The sequence below is a fragment of the Arthrobacter ramosus genome, from assembly GCF_039535095.1.
In the GTDB taxonomy this organism is placed as follows: Bacteria; Actinomycetota; Actinomycetes; order Actinomycetales; family Micrococcaceae; genus Arthrobacter; species Arthrobacter ramosus.
This window is the reverse complement of record NZ_BAAAWN010000001.1, coordinates 2,468,208-2,488,707: the sequence shown is the minus strand read 5'-3', so window position 1 is coordinate 2,488,707 and position 20,500 is coordinate 2,468,208. Positions and strand designations below refer to the sequence as shown.

At 62.6% G+C, this 20,500-nt stretch carries 22 protein-coding genes; 7 read left to right on the top strand and 15 right to left on the bottom strand.

Annotated elements, in window-relative coordinates:
- Nucleotides 1-6: 6 nt before the first annotated feature.
- The 12 genes from ABD742_RS11575 to ABD742_RS11520 form a co-directional block, all read right to left on the bottom strand.
- On the bottom strand, nt 7-1,284 hold the full coding sequence (locus ABD742_RS11575) for an amino acid deaminase (RefSeq protein WP_234753477.1): 1,278 nt from the start codon (nt 1,282-1,284) through the stop codon (nt 7-9).
- Nucleotides 1,285-1,286: 2 nt separating this feature from the next.
- Complete coding sequence (locus tag ABD742_RS11570; protein ID WP_234753479.1) at nt 1,287-2,147, bottom strand: fumarylacetoacetate hydrolase family protein; 861 nt, start codon at nt 2,145-2,147, stop codon at nt 1,287-1,289.
- A gap of 23 nt (nt 2,148-2,170) precedes the next feature.
- On the bottom strand, nt 2,171-3,136 hold the full coding sequence (locus ABD742_RS11565; RefSeq protein ID WP_234753481.1) for a D-2-hydroxyacid dehydrogenase: 966 nt from the start codon (nt 3,134-3,136) through the stop codon (nt 2,171-2,173).
- Complete coding sequence (locus ABD742_RS11560; RefSeq protein ID WP_234753483.1) at nt 3,133-4,077, bottom strand: D-2-hydroxyacid dehydrogenase; 945 nt, start codon at nt 4,075-4,077, stop codon at nt 3,133-3,135. Before ABD742_RS11560 ends, ABD742_RS11565 begins: the two co-directional genes overlap by 4 nt.
- 14 nt (nt 4,078-4,091) lie before the next feature.
- Complete coding sequence (locus tag ABD742_RS11555; protein WP_344787980.1) at nt 4,092-4,937, bottom strand: ABC transporter permease; 846 nt, start codon at nt 4,935-4,937, stop codon at nt 4,092-4,094.
- Between the two features lie 62 nt (nt 4,938-4,999).
- The gene (locus ABD742_RS11550; RefSeq protein WP_234753487.1) at nt 5,000-5,947 is read right to left on the bottom strand and encodes an ABC transporter permease; all 948 of its coding nucleotides are present in this window, start codon (nt 5,945-5,947) and stop codon (nt 5,000-5,002) included.
- Nucleotides 5,944-6,957 carry an ABC transporter ATP-binding protein gene (locus ABD742_RS11545; RefSeq protein ID WP_234753488.1) on the bottom strand — a complete coding sequence of 338 codons (1,014 nt, stop codon included), beginning with the start codon at nt 6,955-6,957 and terminating at the stop codon, nt 5,944-5,946. The genes ABD742_RS11550 and ABD742_RS11545 overlap by 4 nt, the downstream gene beginning before the upstream one ends.
- The gene (locus ABD742_RS11540; protein WP_234753490.1) at nt 6,954-8,024 is read right to left on the bottom strand and encodes an ABC transporter ATP-binding protein; all 1,071 of its coding nucleotides are present in this window, start codon (nt 8,022-8,024) and stop codon (nt 6,954-6,956) included. The genes ABD742_RS11545 and ABD742_RS11540 overlap by 4 nt, the downstream gene beginning before the upstream one ends.
- A gap of 76 nt (nt 8,025-8,100) precedes the next feature.
- Nucleotides 8,101-9,636 (bottom strand): ABC transporter substrate-binding protein, encoded by a 1,536-nt coding sequence (locus tag ABD742_RS11535; protein WP_344787976.1) that lies wholly within the window; start codon nt 9,634-9,636, stop codon nt 8,101-8,103.
- Nucleotides 9,637-9,793: 157 nt separating this feature from the next.
- Nucleotides 9,794-10,567: an SDR family oxidoreductase gene (locus ABD742_RS11530; RefSeq protein ID WP_234753494.1), complete on the bottom strand. Its 774-nt coding sequence runs from the start codon at nt 10,565-10,567 to the stop codon at nt 9,794-9,796.
- Nucleotides 10,567-11,475 carry a dihydrodipicolinate synthase family protein gene (locus tag ABD742_RS11525; protein WP_234753496.1) on the bottom strand — a complete coding sequence of 303 codons (909 nt, stop codon included), beginning with the start codon at nt 11,473-11,475 and terminating at the stop codon, nt 10,567-10,569. Before ABD742_RS11525 ends, ABD742_RS11530 begins: the two co-directional genes overlap by 1 nt.
- Nucleotides 11,472-12,158 (bottom strand): GntR family transcriptional regulator, encoded by a 687-nt coding sequence (locus ABD742_RS11520; RefSeq protein ID WP_234753498.1) that lies wholly within the window; start codon nt 12,156-12,158, stop codon nt 11,472-11,474. Before ABD742_RS11520 ends, ABD742_RS11525 begins: the two co-directional genes overlap by 4 nt.
- Before the next feature lie 148 nt (nt 12,159-12,306).
- Between ABD742_RS11520 and ABD742_RS11515 the strand changes: the two genes are divergently transcribed.
- From ABD742_RS11515 to ABD742_RS11485, 7 genes are read left to right on the top strand one after another with little or no spacing between them, the layout of a single operon-like run.
- Nucleotides 12,307-13,230, top strand: a complete 924-nt coding sequence (locus tag ABD742_RS11515; protein ID WP_234753500.1) for an NAD-dependent epimerase/dehydratase family protein — start codon at nt 12,307-12,309, stop codon at nt 13,228-13,230.
- Complete coding sequence (locus tag ABD742_RS11510; protein WP_234753502.1) at nt 13,230-14,006, top strand: amidohydrolase family protein; 777 nt, start codon at nt 13,230-13,232, stop codon at nt 14,004-14,006. The genes ABD742_RS11515 and ABD742_RS11510 overlap by 1 nt, the downstream gene beginning before the upstream one ends.
- Nucleotides 14,006-14,818, top strand: a complete 813-nt coding sequence (locus ABD742_RS11505; protein WP_234753504.1) for an amidohydrolase family protein — start codon at nt 14,006-14,008, stop codon at nt 14,816-14,818. Before ABD742_RS11510 ends, ABD742_RS11505 begins: the two co-directional genes overlap by 1 nt.
- A complete protein-coding gene (locus ABD742_RS11500) occupies nt 14,815-15,921 on the top strand; it encodes a mandelate racemase/muconate lactonizing enzyme family protein (RefSeq protein WP_234753506.1) in 1,107 nt (368 codons plus the stop codon). The genes ABD742_RS11505 and ABD742_RS11500 overlap by 4 nt, the downstream gene beginning before the upstream one ends.
- Complete coding sequence (locus ABD742_RS11495; RefSeq protein WP_234753507.1) at nt 15,918-16,691, top strand: creatininase family protein; 774 nt, start codon at nt 15,918-15,920, stop codon at nt 16,689-16,691. Before ABD742_RS11500 ends, ABD742_RS11495 begins: the two co-directional genes overlap by 4 nt.
- 22 nt (nt 16,692-16,713) lie before the next feature.
- Nucleotides 16,714-17,595 carry an aminotransferase class IV gene (locus tag ABD742_RS11490; RefSeq protein ID WP_234753509.1) on the top strand — a complete coding sequence of 294 codons (882 nt, stop codon included), beginning with the start codon at nt 16,714-16,716 and terminating at the stop codon, nt 17,593-17,595.
- Nucleotides 17,596-17,624: 29 nt separating this feature from the next.
- Complete coding sequence (locus ABD742_RS11485) at nt 17,625-18,320, top strand: hypothetical protein (RefSeq protein ID WP_234753511.1); 696 nt, start codon at nt 17,625-17,627, stop codon at nt 18,318-18,320.
- 61 nt (nt 18,321-18,381) lie between these two features.
- Here ABD742_RS11485 and ABD742_RS11480 read toward each other — a convergent pair whose 3' ends face one another.
- The 3 genes from ABD742_RS11480 to ABD742_RS11470 all read right to left on the bottom strand — a co-directional run bounded on the left by ABD742_RS11480 (nt 18,382) and on the right by ABD742_RS11470 (nt 20,464).
- The gene (locus tag ABD742_RS11480; RefSeq protein ID WP_234753513.1) at nt 18,382-18,696 is read right to left on the bottom strand and encodes an NIPSNAP family protein; all 315 of its coding nucleotides are present in this window, start codon (nt 18,694-18,696) and stop codon (nt 18,382-18,384) included.
- A gap of 90 nt (nt 18,697-18,786) precedes the next feature.
- A complete protein-coding gene (locus tag ABD742_RS11475; RefSeq protein WP_234753514.1) occupies nt 18,787-19,533 on the bottom strand; it encodes an SDR family NAD(P)-dependent oxidoreductase in 747 nt (248 codons plus the stop codon).
- Nucleotides 19,523-20,464: an NAD-dependent epimerase/dehydratase family protein gene (locus ABD742_RS11470; RefSeq protein WP_234753515.1), complete on the bottom strand. Its 942-nt coding sequence runs from the start codon at nt 20,462-20,464 to the stop codon at nt 19,523-19,525. Before ABD742_RS11470 ends, ABD742_RS11475 begins: the two co-directional genes overlap by 11 nt.
- Between the last annotated feature and the right edge of the window lie 36 nt (nt 20,465-20,500).

Genomic DNA, 20,500 nt, shown 5'->3' with positions numbered 1-20,500 from the left:
TCCTGGTCAGAAAAATGTGAGAACACCGTCGACGACGTTCCAAGCGTCGTCGACCAGCGGAATGAACGGCATTTTGTCGAATGCGCCGCAGGGATGCGAGAGTCCAAGTGCGACGATGTCCCCGGGAGCGATCGACACGGAGGAACCGACGGACATGAACGCGTGCTGGTCCATCATCCCGGTGACGATGCAGTTCTCGAGTTCGGCGATGGAGCCGTCCCTGCGGTGCACCCGCATGGGCAGCGGCATCTCGACGTCGTACGGAACATCCCTTTTTCCCGTGCCGAGAATGACGAGACCGGGCTCAGGCACAGAGAGCACCACGGCCCATGACTCCAAGGCATCACGCAGGCTCAGCGTCTCGTCGGCTTCGCGTCTGCCGTCAAGGGGTGACAGCCGGTGATACCGTCCTGCATCGTGCGAGAGATAGCATCCGCTTCTCAGAACAATACGGGGAACAGCCGTTCCGGCCGGCCAGTTCGTGAGGCTCTCCACAACGCGGTCGAAATACACGCTCCCGCCTGCGCTCACGATGACTTCGTCTCCAGCGAACAATCCAGCGGAAGAGAGCGAGACCACGAGCCCGCGCACGGCGTTGAGCAAGTCGTCGACGGCGGCGATGTCTTCGACGGACGCCGACCGGCCAGCGAGCCCCTCGTAGGTTTCGACACCGACCAGTTCGAGCGTTTGCGATGCGGCGATCGATTCAGCCAGGCGCATGGCATTGGCAAAGTCGCGGATGCCTGTCCGTCCCCCTGGGACGCCAACCTCAAGCAACACGGGCAGACGCCGCGTCGTGAGCACACCCTCGAGCGCCGCATCCATCACAGCAACCGTCTCGATCGAGTCGACGAGGCAAATGAACTCGAAACCGGCATCGCGCTCGAGTTGCCCGCCGACCCACCGAAGCGCATCCGCTTCGACGAGTTCGTTCGCAAGGATGACGCGCGGGACCCCGAACTGACGCATGATCTGAACCTGACCGGGCGTGGCGGCTGTCATCGCCCATGCCCCGGACTCAAGCTGCCAATCGAACAGCTGCGGGCTCATCGTTGTCTTACCGTGCGGTGCGAGCGAAACACCGTTGCGCTCACAATACGCAGCGAGCGTGGCAATGTTGTGTCGGACCGCCTCAACGCGAAGCGTGGTGACCGGGAGTGAGAGATCCCCGCCCGCCACGTTCCAGCCGCGCGAACCGATCTCGGACAACGTCACAGTCGCCCCGAGCGGGACTCCCTTGTATCTCCAGTCGAGCGTCGCGTGCTCGATCGTCGAGAGATCCATGATCAGGCGACCGGGTTCTGCGCGATGACTGTGTTCCGGAGCGTTCCGACACCCGGAATGCTGCTCTCGACCACATCCCCTGCTCGAATGACGACTGCCCCGGGGGTTCCCGGGGAGATGATGTCGCCGGGGTACAGCGGCATGACCTTGCTGTGGAAGCTCACCAGGAAAGCAGGGGAGAACGTCATCTGGGAGACGGTGTTCTCTCGCCAGACTTCGCCGTTGCGCACCGTCTTTACCACAACGTCCTCGAGGCTGCCGTCGTCGCCGAGGACCTCGTCGAGGGGAACAATCTCTGGGCCGAACGAGAAGAACGACGGAAAATTCTTCGAGCGCGTCAAGAAGCGGGGGTTGCGCTGAAGGATGTCTTCTGCGGTCTGGTCAAGGATCGGAACGACCCCCCAGACGTAGTCAAGAGCCTCTTCTTCTGAGACATCGCGGCAATAGCGGCCGATCACGATGCCGAGTTCGGCTTCTGCAGTCACCCGCTCGCTCTGCTCGGGAAGCACGATCTGCCCGTCCTGGCCGATGATCGTATGGTCGCCCTTCATGAACGACGCCGGCTCTGTCGGCACGTTCTCCGACAAGTCCCCGGCGTGGGCCCTATAGTTCAGCCCGATTCCCCAGATCTTGCGCGGCGAGCGGTAGGGTGCGGTGAACACGACGGTCTCACGCGCCGTGAACACCTCATCAGGGGCGGCCTCTGCAGCGGCACAGGCTGTCGCGAACAGTTCGTCGTCCAGAAGCATCATGGCGTCACCGCTGAAACCGGGGACCAGGTCCTCAACCGTGGCCACCCCTCTTCCCGGGTGCACGATGACCGCTTTCGCGTCGTCTTTCTGCATGATCGTTGCGAGATGCATTGTCATTTCCTTCACCTATTCCGTCAGTACCAAAGTTCTTTGTTCACGATGTTCTCGAGCGGTGCACCTTGGACGAATGCCTCTGCATTGCGCTTCAGCACCCCCAGGCGCCGATCGTCGATATAGGGCCCCACCACGGCGACATGCGGTGTCAGCAGCGCGCGCGGTTGCCGCCAGAGCGGATGCTCGGGCGGGAGCGGTTCGACCTCGAAGACATCGAGCGCGACCGAGCCGAGAGCGCCGCGATTGAGGGCGTCGTTCACGGCCTCAAGACTTACCGTCGGACCTCTGCCGATATTGACGAGCATCGCGTGGGGTTGCATCAGGGCGATCCGGCGAGCGTTGATGAGTCCCTCACTTTCGGGAGTGTGTGGCAGGGTCAGCAGCATAATGTCTGCGCCCGGGAGAAGGGAATCGAGCTCGTCAGGTGTGTGCATGGCCACCACGCCCTCGGGAGGTGACGCCAGCTGCGGATCGACCCCATGTACGGTGACACCAAAAGCCGCGAGCATCCGCGATATCTCAGCACCGATCGCGCCTACCCCGACCACAAGGGCCGTCGAATTCTGCAGATGAATGACATCCGAGTCGGCCAGATGCCGGTCCCAGTCGCCGTCAGCCTGCTGTCGTATGTAGACAGGGATGTTCCTGGCGAGTGACAGCACGAGTGCGACGGCGTGGGTTGCGACGTGGTCGTTGTAGATGCCCCTGAAGTTGGTCACCGTCACGGGATGCGCGGTGAGCTCGTCGAAGAAGTAGCCAGGGGGCGGGGCAGCCATCGGGGCCTGAAGCCAGCTGAGCCTGTCGGCGACGGCGAGCATCCTGCGGTCGAGCGTGCCGTACGCGGCCTCTGCAGCGGGGAGCACTTCCATCGCCTCGGCCTCGTTTTCGGCGATTACAACCTCCAGTCCGTCGATTGACGCGAGCTCGGCTGCCCAGGACCGTGTCAGTTCAGACTGCGGGGGAAGAATCACCATTCGCTTCGTCATGCGCTGACCTCCGAGGCCGCATGCTCGAGCCGGTTCCGCCAGTCGGCGAGGCCGGCGTAGGCCACCAGGTTGTGTTCGAAGATTTGCGCCCACCGGGGGGCGAAGTTGGGACTGTCGCCGCCGATGTGGGGTGTGATGATTAGATCGGGGCAATCCCAGAGCGGCGAGTCCTGCGGCAGCGGCTCCGGATCGGTCACATCGATGCCCGCACCGCGCAACTCGCCGTCACGGAGTGCAACGAGCAAGGCGTCGCTGTCAACGAGTGGTCCTCTGCCGACATTTACCAACCACCCTGCTCCGAGGAGGGCGAACTCCTCTGCTCCAATCAACCCGCGGGTCTCGTTCGTTGCGGGGGCAGTGATCATCAGGATGTCCGCCCAGCTGCACAGCTCGTGCAGGGCCCCAGGCCCGCGAACCACCGGGACGCAACCCTTATAGGTCTCAGGTGTGCGCTTCAGGCCGGCGACCTCCATTCCCCACGCGATCGCCCGGCGGGCGACCTCCTCGCCGATGCGGCCGAGCCCGATGATCGCCATCTTCTTGCCGCAGAGCTCGTCCACCGTCATCGGCGACCATCTGTGGGCCTCGGAATTGCGAACGGACTGGCCGATTCCCCTCGTCACTCCGAGGAGCAGTGCGAAGGCGTGCTCGGCGACGCACGAGGCGTGCACTCCGTGCGCGGTAGTGAGTTCGATGCCATTCCGGCTGAAATCCTCAAGCGGGTACTGGTCGGTGCCGGCGCCGTTCCCCGCCACCCAGCGGAGGCTCGGGGTCAGGAAGTCGTCCCTCCAGTACGAGGTGACAAGCACCTCTGCACCTGCGGCAAGTTCTGCAGCGACGGCATCCCGATCGGGGGCGAGTACGACATCCAGACCCCGCAAACCCTTCACGGTCTCGGGAACGCCCGTCGGGCATCCGGGATCGACCACAACTCTTATCATCGAATTCCTTTCCATCAGACTGTTGGTACCCCGGCGCCGCGAATGCTCTCGCTGCGCGGATCAAGTACGTCACGGACGGCGTCGCCGAGCACGTTGAAGGCGAGCACGAGTGCAACCACCGCGACGCTCGGCCCGAGCACCAGCCACGGCGCCACCGTGATGTAGTTGCGCCCGGTCGACAGCATCCCTCCCCAGTCCGCCTGGGGAGGACTTACTCCCAGGCCGAGGAAGGCCAGCGAAGCGTAGGCGAGCTGGGCGGTCGACATACTAAGCGCGGCGAGCACGATGACCGAGGGAAAGACGTTCGGCACTACGTGGGTCCAAAGGATCCTGAGTGGCCGGACGCCTGCCAGCCTTGCCGCATCGAGGAACTCGCTCGTCTTGATCTGCAACGTTGCTGAGCGACTGAGTCGCACGAATCGGGGAATGTAGAGCAGCGAGATCGCGAACGAGGCGTTCAAAAGGCTGGGGCCCATGACCGCGACGATGATAATCGCAAGAAGCAGTTCGGGGAATGCGAACATGACGTCCTGCGATCGGTTGATTAGGCCGTCGACGGCGCCGCCCGTGTACCCGGCGATGACACCGAGGACGAGTCCGATCACCAGGGCGATGCCTACAGACAGCAGCGACACTGTCATGGCGATCTTCGATGCGTCGATCACTCGGCTGAAGACGTCACGGCCTAGGTCGTCGGTGCCGAGCCAATGAGCCGCTGACGGCGACGCCAGGCTGTCGACCACGTTGCCGACGTTGGGGTCGTACGGTGTGATCACCGGCGAGAGGACGGCCAATAGGGCGAAGATCAGCACGACGGCGAACGACACGACGGCTGCGCGGTTGCGCCCAAGCCTTCTCATCGCACCGCTCTTGCCCGATCGGACCCGTGGCAGGCGCACGGTTTGGGGTATTGTCTTGCTCATCATCGCCTCTGTCGTGGATCGAGGATCGGGTAAAGGGTGTCGATTACCGCATTTATCAGCACGAATGCGATGGCGAACACCATGGTCGTCGCGGTAACGGCGGGGTAGTCGCGATTATTGATCGCCTCGAGCAGTCCCCGGCCGAGGCCGGGAAGCCCGAACAACTGTTCGACGACGATCAGCCCACCGAGCATCACGCCGAGCTGGAAGCCCAGAAACGTCACAAGCGGGGGGAGTGCGTTCCGGAGTGCGTGCAGATAGTGGATCCTGTTGCTGCGTACGCCGACAGCTCTCGCGGTAACGATGAACGGGTTCCTGAGCACCTCGAGCATGGCGCTCCGGGTGAGCTGCATCGTCATAGCTGCAAACGGGAGCGTGTTCGCGATCACGGGAAGCGCCATGGAGCGAAGGTTCCCTAGCGGATCGTCCGTGAAGGGGATGTAGCTCACCTGAAACAGATCAGGCGCGACCGCCGAGACCACAAGCAGCAGAACAATACCGATCACGAAGACGGGAATCGAAAAGATTGTCAGCAGAACCGCGCGGGCGGCGACGTCCGCCCGTTTGTTGGCGTGCACTGCGGCGATGATGCCGATGGGAACTCCCACGAGGGTCGAGAAGACGAGCGTGAGGATCGCGAGGTCGGCAGACACCGGGATCTGCTGGGCGAGGTCGGCTGCCACGCTTCGACCCGTGATGGGCGATGTCCCGAAGTTTCCCTGCACGGCCGAGGCGAGCCAGTGGAAGTACTGGACGATGAGCGGCTGGTCGAGTCCGAGCCGTTGCCGCACCGCCTCGAACTGCTGTGCCGTGGCCCCCTCCTGTCCGACGAGCACACTGGTCATGTCGCCCGGGATGAGGGTTCCGAGCGTAAAGATCAGCACGGAGACCACAAGCAGCACGGTCGCCAGGCTGAGGACTCGTTTGGTGATGATGCGGGCGATCATCGGGGCACCTCCTGGATCGTCAGTTTCGCTTCTCCAGGGAAGTGGCAGGACACCATGCGGCCGTCGCCCGCGGGTGCGAGCGGCGGCTTGATCTCTTCGCAGATCTTTTGCGCGAGAGGGCAACGGGTGCGGAAGCGGCATCCGCTGGGGGGGAAAAGGGGACTGGGGACGTCACCCTCGAGCACCACGGAATCTCGATGACGCTCGATTCGGGGGTCCGGAGTGAGGGCAGATGCCCTCAGTGCGACCGAATACGGGTGCAGCGGGCGCGCCACGAACTGCTCGGACGTCGCCGCCTCGACGATCTCGCCAAGGTACATCACGACGATCCGGTGGCTGATCGCCTGGACGGCCGCGAGATCGTGGCTGATGAAGAGGTACGAAACCCCCAGGCGGTCCTGAAGGTCGACGATAAGGTTTAGGATCTGGGCCTGGATCGAGATGTCGAGTGAGGCGATGGACTCGTCGTGCACAACGAGGGAAGGATTGGCGATGAGCGACCGGGCGATGGCGGCTCTTTGCTGCTGTCCGCCCGAGAGCTGGTGCGGCATGCGTCCAGCCATCTCAGGCTTCAGTCCGACCAGTGACAGCACTTCGGCGATTCGGTCGTCGGACGTCCGGGCCCGTCGCGCGCGCAGGGGTTCGGCGATCGCCTGCCCGACTGTGCGCCGCGGGTCCATCGAACTCGCAGGGTCCTGAAAGACCATCTGAAGGCCCAGGCGGCGCTCGCGACCCTCCTGCCCCCGGGCCCAGATGTCACCGCCGTCGACCTCCACTGTCCCGTCCGACGGCTTCATCAGCCCGACGACGAGCCGGGCGACCGTGGACTTGCCGCAGCCGGACTCTCCGATCACGCCGAGTGTCTCTCCGCGGTTGATGCTGAAGGAGACGCCGTCGACGGCACGCAGGGTCTGTTCTCTGCCACCGACTCTGACGGGAAAATGCTTCTTGAGGTCGCGCACCTCGAGCAGTGAGGTGGTCGATCGGGTGTCGACAGGTGCTGTGGTCATGATGGCTCATTCGGGATCAGGGCTGAGACGGGCTTGCCGGTTTGTTGCACGATCAGGCAGCGCGTGCTGCGCCCTGGCTCGATCTCAACCAGGTCTGGGTGCGTTGTGCGGCATTGGTCTTGCGCGAAGCGGCAGCGGTCAGCGAAGCGGCAGCCGCTCGGGACGTTGGCCATGTCCGGCGGAAATCCGGGCAGCGTGGGTAGCTTGCCTCGCACGTGGTCTGCCCGGGGAAGGGAATCAAGAAGCCCCGCGGTGTAGGGGTGAAGCGGCTCAGCGAAGAGGGGTTCGACGGGCGCCTGCTCGACGATTTCTCCCGCATACATCACGGCGACCCGATCACACATCTTCGCAACGACGCCCATATTGTGGGTGATGAGAAGCAAAGCGGTGCCGCGCTCGTCGGCCAGGCGCTTCATCAAGGCGATCACCTGCATCTGGATGGTGACGTCAAGTGCCGTTGTCGGCTCGTCTGCGATGAGCAGCTGGGGACTGTTGATCATGCCGATGGCGATGACAACGCGTTGGCGCATGCCTCCGGACATTTGATGGGGGAATGAGGCGCGTTGCCTGGCCGGGTCCGGCATCCCGACGTCAGCGAGGGCCTGTTCGATCCGGGCTTCAGCCTCCCGGCCGGTGGGGCCCCCATGGGCGCGAAGCGCCTCTGCCAGTTGCCATCCCACGGTAAAGGACGGATTAAGTGCCGTCATCGGGTTCTGGAAGACCATGCCGATGTCAGATCCCCGGACCTCCCGCAGCTGCTCGGGGCTGAGCTCCTTAAGGTCCTTGCCGTTGAGCCGGATCTCCCCGGCAACGATCCGGCCGGGCTGGGGCACGAGCCTGAGGATCGAGTTGGCCGTAACGCTCTTGCCCGAGCCCGATTCTCCGACGAGGCCGAGGGTTTCTCCTGCCGCCACGTCGAAGGTCACGCCGTCGACGGCGCGGACATCGCCGGCAGGGGTGGTGAACCAGGTCTTCAGGCCGCGCACTGAGAGCACAGGCGCCTTCGTGCCCGACCCGACGGTGGTCTCGTCTGTGTCGTGCGTCCGGTCGGTGTCAGTGGTATTCATAAATCGTCTCCGCCCATGAAGTGGTGGATTCCGCCGTCCGGGTCGATGCAACGACCCGGACGGCGGAGGTGGGGTGCTACTTGACGACGACGGCGGTGAGGAACTGCCGCGCGAGGGTCGGGTCCGGCGTCGCAGATGTGACGTTCGGGCCGTAGGCGATCATCGCGTTTGGCGCAGCCACCGCGATGTCGGGGAATGTGAGTTTGTCTTCCAGCTGCATGAGCGCCTGCAGGTTTGCTCCGTACGCGGACGGGTCGTCCTGCGCGGCTTTCTGCATCAATGCCGTAACCTCAGGCGGTGTTGCTCCCTGCCGTCCCGGACGGGGGGACAACAGTGACATTGGATCGCCGGTGAACGCGTAGACGTTGTCCAGGATGTCGTAGTTGGCCTTGTTCTGGTGATCGAGCCACACCGCGTTCTGTTCGGCCTGGATGGTGACGTTGATGCCCGCTTCCGCCAGTTGTGTCTTCACGAGGTCGGCGAACCGGTCTAGGTAGGTCCCGTATCCGGCGAGGTGTGTCAGCGTGATGCTAATGCCATTGGGGAAGCCAGCTCCTGCGAGCAGTTGCTTTGCCTTGGCCACGTCGCGCGTTTGGTTTGCGAGCTGGTCGAGCGGGAGGCCCCACGGTGTTGATCCAGGGAGCTGCGCACTCGGCGCTGCCTGACCAAGGAAGGCGCCCTTCACGATGGCGTTACGATCGAGAGCGAGTGAAATCGCCGCCCTGACGTCAGGGTTGTCGAACGGAGCGCGGCCGGAGTTGATGTTCAGGCGAATGGTGTTGGTTCCCGGAACACTTGAGACCTGCACTGTCTTGCTGTTCTTAAGTTGCAGGGCGTTCTCAGCGCTCGGGAAGATCAGGTCGACCTGTCCCGACTGCACCGCGGCCACCTGGGCAGCCTGGTCCGGCATGTACTTGACCTGAAGGTCCGTGTACTTTGGAGCGGCGCTGGGGTTCCAGTAGTTTGGGTTGCGTTTGAGGACCAGTTCGCTGTTCGGAGCATAGGAGACAACCTCAAACGGGCCGGCGCCGAGGACCTGGGTCTTGAGGTCGTGAGACGCTGCCCATGCCTTGCTCACGATGCCTGAACCGATCAGGAACGGGCTGCCCAGGTTGAGCAGGAAGCCTGCGTCGGGGTTATTCAGCTGGAACCGCACGTGCGTCGCGTCGACCTTGGCGACCGATGCCAGGTTCAGGAACCGCGCCTTGGCGTAGGGCAGTCCGTCCTTGAGCAGTCGCTGGAAGGAGAACTCGACGTCGTCAGCGGTCAGAGGGCTGCCGTCGGAGAACTTCGCACCGCTCCGAATCGTGAAGTCATAGGTCTTGCGGTCGCTGCTGATGGTCCAGTCCGTCGCGATCTCCGGCTGGACCTTGCCCTGGCCGTCGACCTTGACGAGACCGTTGTAGACAAGCTGCCAAGCATACATGGTGGCAATCTGCGACGACTGGATCGGGTCGAAGGTCTGTGGCGGGACCGTCTCGGCGACGACGAGTTTAGTACCTGTACTAGCCTTGTTTGCCGTGGATGAGGTGCTGCCGCCGCCGCAGGCAGTCAGCAGGGTGAGCGCAAGCACTCCAAGGACGGCAACTCCTCTTAAACGTGTTAATCTCATAGGTGTCATATCCTCTCTAGGGCTGAATCACGGCTTCAACGTGATCCAAGGGACCCCAGGGTCGACGGAACGGTCGACCCTGGTAGGGGTATTTCGAGGTGGAATACATGTTTCGGGTGCGGGCTCTTCGTGAGCCCGCGGTGCAGTGCGGCGCGGGCTACATACTTGAGATGAGGCCTCCATCCACGCGAATCTGGGCGCCGGTGACATACGAGGCTCTGGCGCTGCTCAGGAATGCCGCGACACTCCCGAATTCTTCGGCCGTGCCGTACCGGCCGGCGGGAATGCTCTTCTGGGACCGCTCGCGTACGTCGTCTGGAGTCGTGCCCTCGCGTTTCGCCTGTCCGGCGTCCAGGGATATGGCGCGTTCGCTCGCTATTCGCCCTGGGAGGATCATGTTGACGGTGACACCGTCTTGCGCGACCTCGCCCGCGAGTGTCTTGAGATAGGCGGCAAGCGCCGATCTGGCAATGTTCGACTGTGCGAGGTTGGGGATCGGCTGGTTTACGCCACGTGATCCGATTCCGAGGATGCGCCCCCAGCCGTGCGCGCGCATTGTCGGCAGCACCGCCTGGACGAGGTCGATCTGTGCCATCAGCAACGCTTCGATCGTCGACTTCATCTGGTGCGACTGCAGGACCGAAGCCTGCCCTGCGGGCGGCCCCCCGGAGTTGAGCACAAGGACATCGATCGGCCCGAGCGTGGAAACGACCTGGTCGATCGCAGCCGTCCGGCTCGCGGCGTCAGTGAGGTCCAGTTCGACTCCAACAGCTGACGGCATCCTCCCCGCATGCGTGCGGGCGAGATCGCCCCTTCGGCCGGCGACCGCGACGGACGCTCCCTCATTACTCAAAGCCTCTGCGATTCCGAGCCCAAGCCCGGACGTCGACCCGACGACGAACGCCACCTTGCCTTGGAGACCGAGTTCCATCACAACACCCCCGCTTCGTTGACGGCCGCCAGTTGCGCGGAAAGCAAGGGAATCAGTTCGTCCGGCATGACCTGACTCGGCGGGCGCACTGCCCTGTTCTCGAAGAGCCCTCGTTCGACGAATACTGACTTGCGAATTGCGAGGCCGACCTTGGCCTGTGCCTCGAAGTTAACGAGCGGCATCCAGGGAAGGTATGCCTCCCAAGCGGCAGTGAATCCGCCACGGTCGAATGCCTCGACGACGGTAACGAGCGCTTCAGGGTACGAGAACCCGGTCATCGCCCCCGCCGCTCCCGCCGCGAGCTCGTCAAGCAAGCCGAGGCCTCCCAGGCCGCCAAATACGGGAACTGTAGTGAGGGAGGTGAGGCGGCCGATGGCGACGGCCGTCGGTGGCGCTTCTGCTTTGATCCCGACAACGAAAGGACTCGCGTTGACGACGGTGGCGAGTGCATCGTTCGGAATCGTCACGCCACTCGCGACAGGATAGTCCTGGACGAGGATGCCTGCGCCCGTCGCTTCGTGGATGGCCGCGAAGTGTGCCGCAAGCTCGTCGACGTCGTTCGTGTTCACCTGCACCATGAGCGCGGGTTTAGTTTCTCCACAGACAGCAAGCAGCCGGGTAGCTCTCGCGATCGCTGTGTCGGTCTTGAGGTCGGGGAGGCCAAGCACGAGGCGCATGCCCGGGGCATGCTCGAGTGCGATCTCAACAATGCGTGCACTCTCAACGTCGTCGAGCTGTGCGCCCTCGCCGAAAACACCGAGCAGGACGAGCCCCTGTGCTCCTGCTTCCCGGTATAGATCAATGAGATTCCGCAGGCCCTGTTCGTCTACGGCGAGCGATTCGCCCGTGAACGGTGTCGCCATGACACCCCAGAGTCCCCGGTTGAGAAGATCCGGCGTCGTGTTCATCGGGCAGGCTCTCCCTGGTCGAAGACGGCGAGGACCATCGACATCACATGACCGACGTGTTCCTCCATAGCTTCTCCCGCGATGTCCACTCTGCCGCTTGCGATCGCCTCAGCGATCCGTACGTGCTCCTTCGCGCAACTCACGGAATCATGTTGTGTCATCGGAACGTCCCGCGCACGGAGCGCGGACGTCAGTACGAGAGCGTCGTCGATCGCGGTGTTCAACAGGTCGTTCCCCGAACAGAGCGCGACCTGGCGGTGGAACTGGGCGTCAAACTCCCTGAAGCCCTGCGCGTCTCCGGCAAGCGTCTTTGTGAGCGAACCTTCTGCGAACTCGGCAAGGAGAAGCATCTCGTTGTCCGTGCGCCGCGTTGACGCAAAGCGCGCCGACGCACGCTCCAGGCTGGCACGAAGTTCATAGGCCTCGCGGATCGATTCGCGCGAGGGCTGCACGACCTGCAGTCCAGAGCCGTTGGGCGAGACAAGGCCGATGTGCCTCAGCCTCAATAAAGCTTCGCGAACTGGGGTCTTGCTCACCTGCAGCTGGGTCGCGAGGGACGCCTCTGAAATCTTCGTTCCTGGAGCCAGCTCCTTATTCACGATCGCCGACTTGATCTGTTCGAGCACAAGACTCGACAGACTTTCGGGCCTCGTGCCCAAGGGCAATAACTGGGGAATGGTCACTGATTACTCCGTCCCTCGTTTGTTTTGACTTCGTTCCAACAGCGGTTCGTATAACGCATGCTAGACACTGTATCTGAGATATCGTATTCTGCGATAGACCCCTGGCGAAAAGAAAACCCGCTGACCGAGATGAAGAGAAGAAGCGAAAATGTCGACTGAGTCTGCACATCGTCCCGTCGTACTTGTCACCGGTGCCACCGGCTATATGGGGCGACAGATAGTTCCGGCGCTTCGGGATCGCTACCGCTTGCGCCTTGTTGATGTCGCGGATCCTGGCGGCGAGGACATCGAAGTTGTTGATCTTTTTAAGTCGGACCCTGCCGCGTTGACGGTTCTTTTCGAGGGGGTCGACACGGTTGTTCACCTTGCGTACAAACATTCCGCACCGGGGAGCAGTTACGACAACAGTGTTCCTGCTATCGACAAGTTCGAGGTCGAGTTCGGAAACCTCCGCATGGCGCAGAATGTGTACAGGGCCGCCTTCGATGCTGGAGTGCGACGCGTCGTGGTCGCGAGCTCCAATCACGCCGCCGACTGGTACGAGCACACGCTTGTGCACCGTGGACTCAAAGACGTCGTGGAACCTTACGAACTTCCCCTTGCCGACAACTTCTACGGCTGGTCCAAGGCTTGCTACGAACACCTCGGCTTCGTCTACGCTTGCGGAGGCCTCGGGCGGTCCCTTGAGGTTGTGCAGGTCCGGATCGGCGCTCCGCGGGACCTCGATGAGGACACCTATTCCGCAGACGAGCCCCCGGCGCCTCAGCCCGGTCCGGCGTTCCCGACCGGTATTGCGCGCTTCAAGCGCGACTTGGGCGCATGGCTCTCCCAGCGTGACGCGCAACAGCTCTTCATCCGCTGCATCGAGACCGAGAACATCGAGAACGAGCACGGAGTGCCATGGCAAGTCGTCTACGGCATCAGCAACAACACCCGGGCATTCTGGTCCCTCACGTCGGCCCGGCAGGTGTTCGGCTTCCAGCCTGTGGATGACTCGGAGGTCCGCTACGAGGCAACCGTCCAGAAGCTGCTAATGCACGGCGGCATCGCAGGCGGACGGGTGGGGGCGTGATGAACGAGCTGAGCTTCTTCGACTGCAACGCCTTCATCGGCCAGCCGTCCCTTGTGAAGTACTTTCCCGAACGCGTCACCGTCCCCGTTCTTTCAAAGGAATACGACCGTCTGGGAATTGCCAGGGCGCTCGTCACCCACGTCGCCGCAAAAGAATATGCCCCGGCGGTCGGAAACGACCTGCTGCGTCAAGAACTGGCAGGGGCTGATCGCTTCAGTCCCTGCCTCACTCTCATGCCCCCGCTCACCGGAGAGCTCTGGCAGCCCGAAGACATTCTCGACGAGCTGCGCCAACGCGGGGCACTCGCTGCACGCCTATTCCCATCGCTCACGGGACACAGGTACCCGTTCGATGTTCGCGTGATCGGAAGCATCTGTGAGGTGCTCGAGACAGCTCGGGTGCCGCTCTTCGTCGATTTCGAACTCGGGCGGCGTGACGAAGCCGACTGGGTCGGACTCTACGACCTGGCCGACGCTTACCCCGGGCTTCCGATCGTGGTGATCCGCCCGGGCGGCAGGAGCGACAGGGGGCTCTACCCGCTCCTCACACGATCGGCCAACGTTTACATCGAGAGTGGGGGGTATTGGGTGCACAACGGCATCGAAAAGATCTGCGACGTTTTCGGGGCTGAGCGGATCATGTTCGGCTCGGGATTTCCGTACTGGACACCGTCCGGCGCAGTCTTCCACGTCGCGACCGCTGCTGTCTCAGACAGCGAGAAGGCCTTGATCGCCCACGGTAACCTCGATCGCCTCCTCTCGGAGGTGAACCTCTGATGGACCTCACATACAAGCCGTACTTGAAGACGTCACCGATCATTGACGGGCATGCCCACATGGGGCACTACCGCAACTTTGCGATCCCCAACAATGATGCTGACGGCATGATCGCCCGCTTCGACGCTGTGGGTATCGATGTCGCGTGCGTCAGCCACCACGCCGGGATTTCGGCAGACCACGAATACGGCAACAGCATGGTGGCGGATGCTGTCCGTCGCCATCCGAATCGCCTCGTCGGGTTCTGCGTGATCAACCCGAACTACCCCAAGACTGCTGCGAGCGAGATCGCCCGGTGCTTCGGGCAGCCCGGCTTTCGCGGTTTCAAAGTGCATCCCGAGCTTCATGGGGACTATCCGCTGGATGGACCTGGCTACCGGGCGATGTGGGAGTTCGCCAACGCGAACGGCCTGCCCGTGCTTTCGCACAGTTATTTCGGCGGCGACCGCCTCGCGACGTTCGAGAGCGTTGCCTCGAAATACCCCGACGCTACTATTTTTCTTGGTCACGCAGGTATAGATCTCGGAGCGGACAACGCTCTTGCCCTCCTCGATCGCACGAGCAATGTTCTGCTCGACATGACGGCGATCCAGCGCCACTGCAGCGCCGTAGAGTACCTCGGAAATCGAGCTGACCCGACCCGCCTAACCTGGGGGTCCGACAGCCCGTTCATCGACCCTGGCATCATTCTCGGTGCGGTCGTCCATGCGGACATCCCCGATGAGGTCAGAACGGCCATACTGTATGAAAACCTCGCACGCGCCCTGAAGATAAAGGTGGTTGACGGCGTCATCGAGGAGGCCGACCGATGAGGATCGTGCGCATTGAGGCGATTCCCCTGAGGGTACCGCGCGAACGCCCTGACCAGAGCGCTTTCGGCACGCGGGCATACACAGAAGCCGGCATTGTGCGGATTGACACGGATAACGGCATCACCGGGTGGGGCGAGATCTGTCTCGTTTGGTGGCGGATGGGCAGCGGCCTGTGCAGGGACGTGAACCGCCTGCTCGCGCCCGCCCTTCTGGGAGAAGACCCTCGCGCTGTGTCCCTGCTCTGCGATCGGATGGGAAAGCTACTCCCGGGGCGGGAGGATGCCCCTGCCATAGCGGGTATTGAGATGGCGCTGCTCGATATCTGCGGAAAAGCAGCCGGGGTTCCGGTGCACCAGCTGCTCGGCGGGGCCTACAGGGACCGTATCCCCGTCAGCTACTCCCTGCACATTAAGGCTCCCGAAGCGATGGCCGCAGAAGCAGGGCACTATGCGTCAGCGGGATACGGCACACTCAAAGTGAAGATGGGCCGTACTTGGGAAGAGGACCTGGCATCTCTTGCCGCCGTGCGTGAGGCAGTAGGTCCCGATGTCTCGATCCGCGTCGACGTGAACGGAGCGTGGACGTCGGTCTCTCAAGCTGTCCACCGGATAGCGGCCATGAGCGAGTACGACGTGGAACTCGTCGAACAACCCCTTCACGGTGACAATTTGGCAGGCATGGCGGAGCTGCGCCGGGTATCAGCGCTACCGATAGCGGCGGACGAGAGCGTCTGGAACATGCGAGATGCCTTGGAAATCACGCGCGCGAGGGCCGCAGACGTTCTCAACCTCTATTTCAGCGAGGCTGGTGGCCTGCTCCAGGCACGCACCATAGCCGAGATCGCCCGATCGAGCGGCATGGCGGTGTGGGTCGGCAGTATGCCGGAGCTTGGTCTCGGAACAGCGGCCAACGCCCATCTCGCTGCCGCCATTCCCGAGCTCGCGCTCGCAAGCGACGTTTGTGGCTTCGCTTACCATGCGGACGACATTCTCAGAACGCCCCTCTCCGTTGAACAGGGGTCGGTCGCTGTTCCGACCGGACCAGGGCTCGGCGTCGAAATCGACCAGGAAGCACTCACTCGCCTAAGAATGGAAGACGTATGACCATCACGACACCGCCGGACCTGCTCGCCCACTGGACACGTGAAGATGCCAATAGTCACGCCGCGCACACGGTCGTCGTGCTTCCCGTCGGGGCGTTCGAGCAACACGGTCCGCACCTCCCGCTCGCGACGGATACGATCCTGGTCGAAGAGGTAACAAGGCGGGCTGCTGCCCTTGTACCGGGGACCGTGGTCGGCCCCTCGTTTTCAATCGGCAGCTCCGACCACCATCTGCCGTACGGCGGGACGGCGTCCCTTTCGACGAACACGCTTATTGACGCCCTGACGGATGCCGTGGAGTCGTTACTGACGAGCGGCTTCGCTTCGGTGTTCCTGCTGAACGGGCACGGGGGAAACGTTGAAATCATTAGGCTGGTCGCGCGCGACGTCGGCATCCGGCGCAAGGCCTTCGCTGGTTCTGGCTCGTATTTTCAGCTGGCCGCCGATCGGCTCAAGGCTGCAGGCGCCGGCGAGATCGGTCTCGTCCCCGGCCACGCTGGCGCTTTCGAGACCTCGATGATGTTGGCGATCCGCCCCGAACTCGTTCGCCTGTCGTCTGTTCCCCATCGGGAACTGCCGACGGCAGGGTGGGCGGGCCCGACGGCGTATCATCTCGCGACTCCGGCCCCTTTCAGGGCCCCGGACGGTTTCAGTGACAGCCCGGATGAGGGGACCGCTGAACGCGGGGCCGAATTCCTGTCGATTTGCGTCGACGTCGCTCGCGAAGCATTGGCTGACTTCGCCGCCGTCGTCATCCGCCCTGAAGGCTGAATCGTCCCAAGAAAGGTCTGACGTGAACTCTTTAACGGATGCCGTGCTCGCGGTGCTCTCCTCGACCGACGGTGAGTGGGTTGTTCGATTCACCGACTCCCGGTCTGCCGCCTTGCCGGTCACAGACCTCGCCGTGACGAGGGGCGATGCGGTGTTCGAGACCATCGCGTTCTTCGACGGACGCCCACAAGCACTCGAAAAGCACCTCAAGCGCCTGGCATCTTCTGCCCGGAAACTCGACATGGCAGAACCCGAGCGCGATCTGTGGACGTCAGCAATTCTCGCCGCTGTCGCCGAGCATCCGCCTTGGCCGGAACTATCGGTCAAGGTGGTGCTCACCCGTCCTCAGGCAGGTGAAGACGGAACGGTGTACGGCTGGGTTCACGTTGAAGCCGCCGCCGACCACTCGAAGAGGCGAAACACCGGGGTCAGCATTGCGACGATGTCACGGGGCGTGACGCGCGCGGCAGCGAGTGAAGCCCCCTGGCTGCTAATGGGTGCGAAGACACTCTCGTATGCGCTCAATATGGCGGCCACACGGGAAGCGCACCGGCGGGGCGCCGACGAAGCACTGTTCCTTAGCGTCGAAGGATTTGTGATGGAGGGGCCGATCTCTTCGGTCGTGATGAGGCGCGGCAACGATTTGCTTACGCCGGATCCCGGCATCGGGATCCTTGAGGGCACGACACAGCAGGATGTCTTCGCTCACGCCCCATCACTCGGACTCAAACCGCTCTACGTTGAGATCCATAAGGACGAACTCCCGGCAATGGACGCTGTGTGGATGCTCGGGAGCGGAAGTTTGGCGCTTCCGGTCTACCGCATCGACGGCACCGATGTGTCGACGGACCCCGAGATGACCGGGCGCCTGAACCACCACCTGCGCTTCGGCCGTCGCGCCTGAAGCTGCAACTTCGGACGCGGACTTCACCAGTGACGAGATTCAAGAGGATCGACGAATTGCCCAGAAGAGAGGAAGTCAGTCCGATGATTGAGCCCCGGGATCTGACGTTTAAGTGCCGGCTGCATTACAAGGGGATCCCTGGCGTAGACCACGACCCCGAAGACTATCCGCTCAGGTGGGTTGTCAAGATCTCAACCGTGGTCCATGTGGACGATAGAACCGATGAAGGGGAGGAGATTGACGTTGGTGAGGCCGTCTTTGTCATCGTTCCGGACGCGGGCTTGATCGATCTGCTTGGCACCCTGTCCGCAGTGAACCAGGAGCTGGCTGACGTTGCGGAGATGCTGATCGCCAAGCGGCCGGACCTGGTTGATTTCGGGCTTGGGATCGGCGGCGACCTGATGTGGATCTCGTCGATTGAGGTAGTTCCGGAATTCCGCGGCCAGAAGCTAGGGCACGAAATACTGCGTGCAGCACTCCGGACCATCGGGAGGGCCACCACCCTTGTCGTCCTCCGCGCAGCACCGCTTCCCACCAATAATGGCGCCAAGAATCACACTCGGGAGAACGACATAGCCAAGGTGTCTCTGGCCAAATACTGGAAAGACTTTGGGTTCATCCCCGCGGATGGTGACTACATGGTCTACGGCGACGACCTCGATGAGTTAGTGGGATCCAAGCGACAGTATTGGACAGTTCCCCTAGCCCTTCCAGATCCCAGATGAGATGGCTTCATTGATTCACCGCAGCGGCGGCCGTCCAAGCCGGACGGCCGCCGTCGCGCCTTTAGCGCAGCGGGGAGAAATCTGTCGACTTCAGGTACACGGACTCGACGCCTGCGACGATCTCACCGTTTTCAGTGGAGGCAGCACGGGCCTTTAGCCAACGGGGATCGGTTCTGAAGGCTTCCCAGTTGGCCTCGGGGTCGCCCTCGTGCTGCACAAGGTAGACCAGAACGTCGTCCTGATCCACAGGATGCCAGTAGCCAAGGCTCTGAATCCCGTGCTCGGTGAAGAGCTGGAGGGTGTGATCCCGGAACCGGGTCAGCAGGTCCTCCATCCGACCCTCGGTAGATGTGTAGGTACGCATTTCAAAGGTCACGAAGGATCTTCCTCTCGATGGTCGGTGTAAAGCTGGGAAACGCCCCTGCGGAAGCGGCGTGCCTGAAAGAAATAATCATGCGGGCTCGGATTACTTTGAACGCAGCCGCAGGCCGCCCATCCCGCCGTCGACAGCAAGCGAGACGCCGACCGCGGAACCGTTGAGCGGGCTTGCGAGGTATCCGATTGCTGCGGCTACTTCCGTTGCCGCGACCAGCCGTCCGTGAGGCTGACGGGCATTCAGCGCGGCACGCTCCGCTTGCGCGTCAGGCGCGGAGTCAAGCAGCCGGGCGACCCACGGGGTGTCGGCAGTGCCGGGACTGACGCAGTTCACCCTGATACCTTCCCCGACGTGGTCTGCCGCCATCGCCAAGGTGAGTGAGTGCACGGCGCCCTTGCATGCGGAGTACAACGCCCGCTGTTGCAACCCCGCCGTGGCGGCGATGGAAGACGTGTTGACGATCGCGGCATTCCGGGACTCCCGCAGGTGCGGCAAGGCAGCTCGCGTCACGCGGGCGATTCCAACAACGTTGGTGTTCAGTACTCGCGCCCATTCTGTGTCGTCGTTGGCTGTTATATCGCCCTGAGCCCCGATTCCGGCGTTGTTAATCACGATGTCGATACCGCCCAGGTGCTGTGCCGCCTGGTCCACGGCGGCATTGACTGACTCAGTGTTCGATATGTCGCAGTGAATCCCCACAGATCCTCCTGGTGCACCTTCGGGGTTCAAGTCCAGAACTGCGACTTTACACGCACGGTCCTGCAGGTATTCCACCGTTGCGGCGCCGATACCAGACGCCCCGCCGGTAACTATTGCCTTAAGTCCTTCAAATTCCATTTGCTGCTCCTTTCCAATACGGGCTAACTTCATCGGATTGTGCTCCTTGCTGGGGAAGAAATGGATACTGGTCGTGGGCAAAGTTGCGCATTGTCCGCACGTTGACCCGTGGGCGGAAACCATAAACGTGGTATAGCCGGTCGACGGCGTACAACGGGCCATCGGAGTTGCCGGGGCTTTCATAGAACGAAAGATCCAAGACATCGGCTTTGGCGCCGAGCACAGCGCGCAGGGCTTCGGCTGTTGGGATGGGGGCTCCGGCCAACGGTGCGACGAGGTTCATTTGCCGCACTCCGGGGCCGATGGGGTGCGTGGCTGCCAGGGCAATGGCATCGACAACATCGGATGCGGCGATGGTCCCCATCTGGCAAAACGGCCAGTTCATTGTCTGCAGGGCCTCCGGTTTTGCAGGTTCCGCCTCCTCCGGCAGCACGGCACCGATGCGGAAAACCGTGAACTCGAGGCCGGGGTCAGTTCGTCCGAAATACCTGATGGTGGACTCCATCAGGGACTTCGAGAGACCATACGCATCAAAGGCACGGCCAGGATGGTCATCCGGGATGGGCAGGTCCGAGGGAAGGAACTCATCCGAGAGACAACCAGCGGCGGCGATGGAACTTGCCACCACGAAGTGATTTATCCCGCGGTCGATGGCGTACCGGAAAAACCGGCGGGACCCGGCCACATTGACACGGAAGGCGTCTTCCTCTGAGCTGCCCCCCGTAACGCCCGCCAGGTGCACAACGGCGTCGATGTCGTATCCATCGAGCTGAGCGAGATCCTCGGCAACGGAAAAGTCGCCGCGAAGGCTCACCGAAGCTTCTGTGACTTTCCCCCTGGCAAAGGCGATAACGTCATGATTTTCGCGTAGCTGACGGACGAGCCTGGATCCGATAAACCCTGTCGCCCCGGTGACAAGCACTGTGCTCACGAAATATCCTCCTTTTTGAAACAAGTCGAGACCACG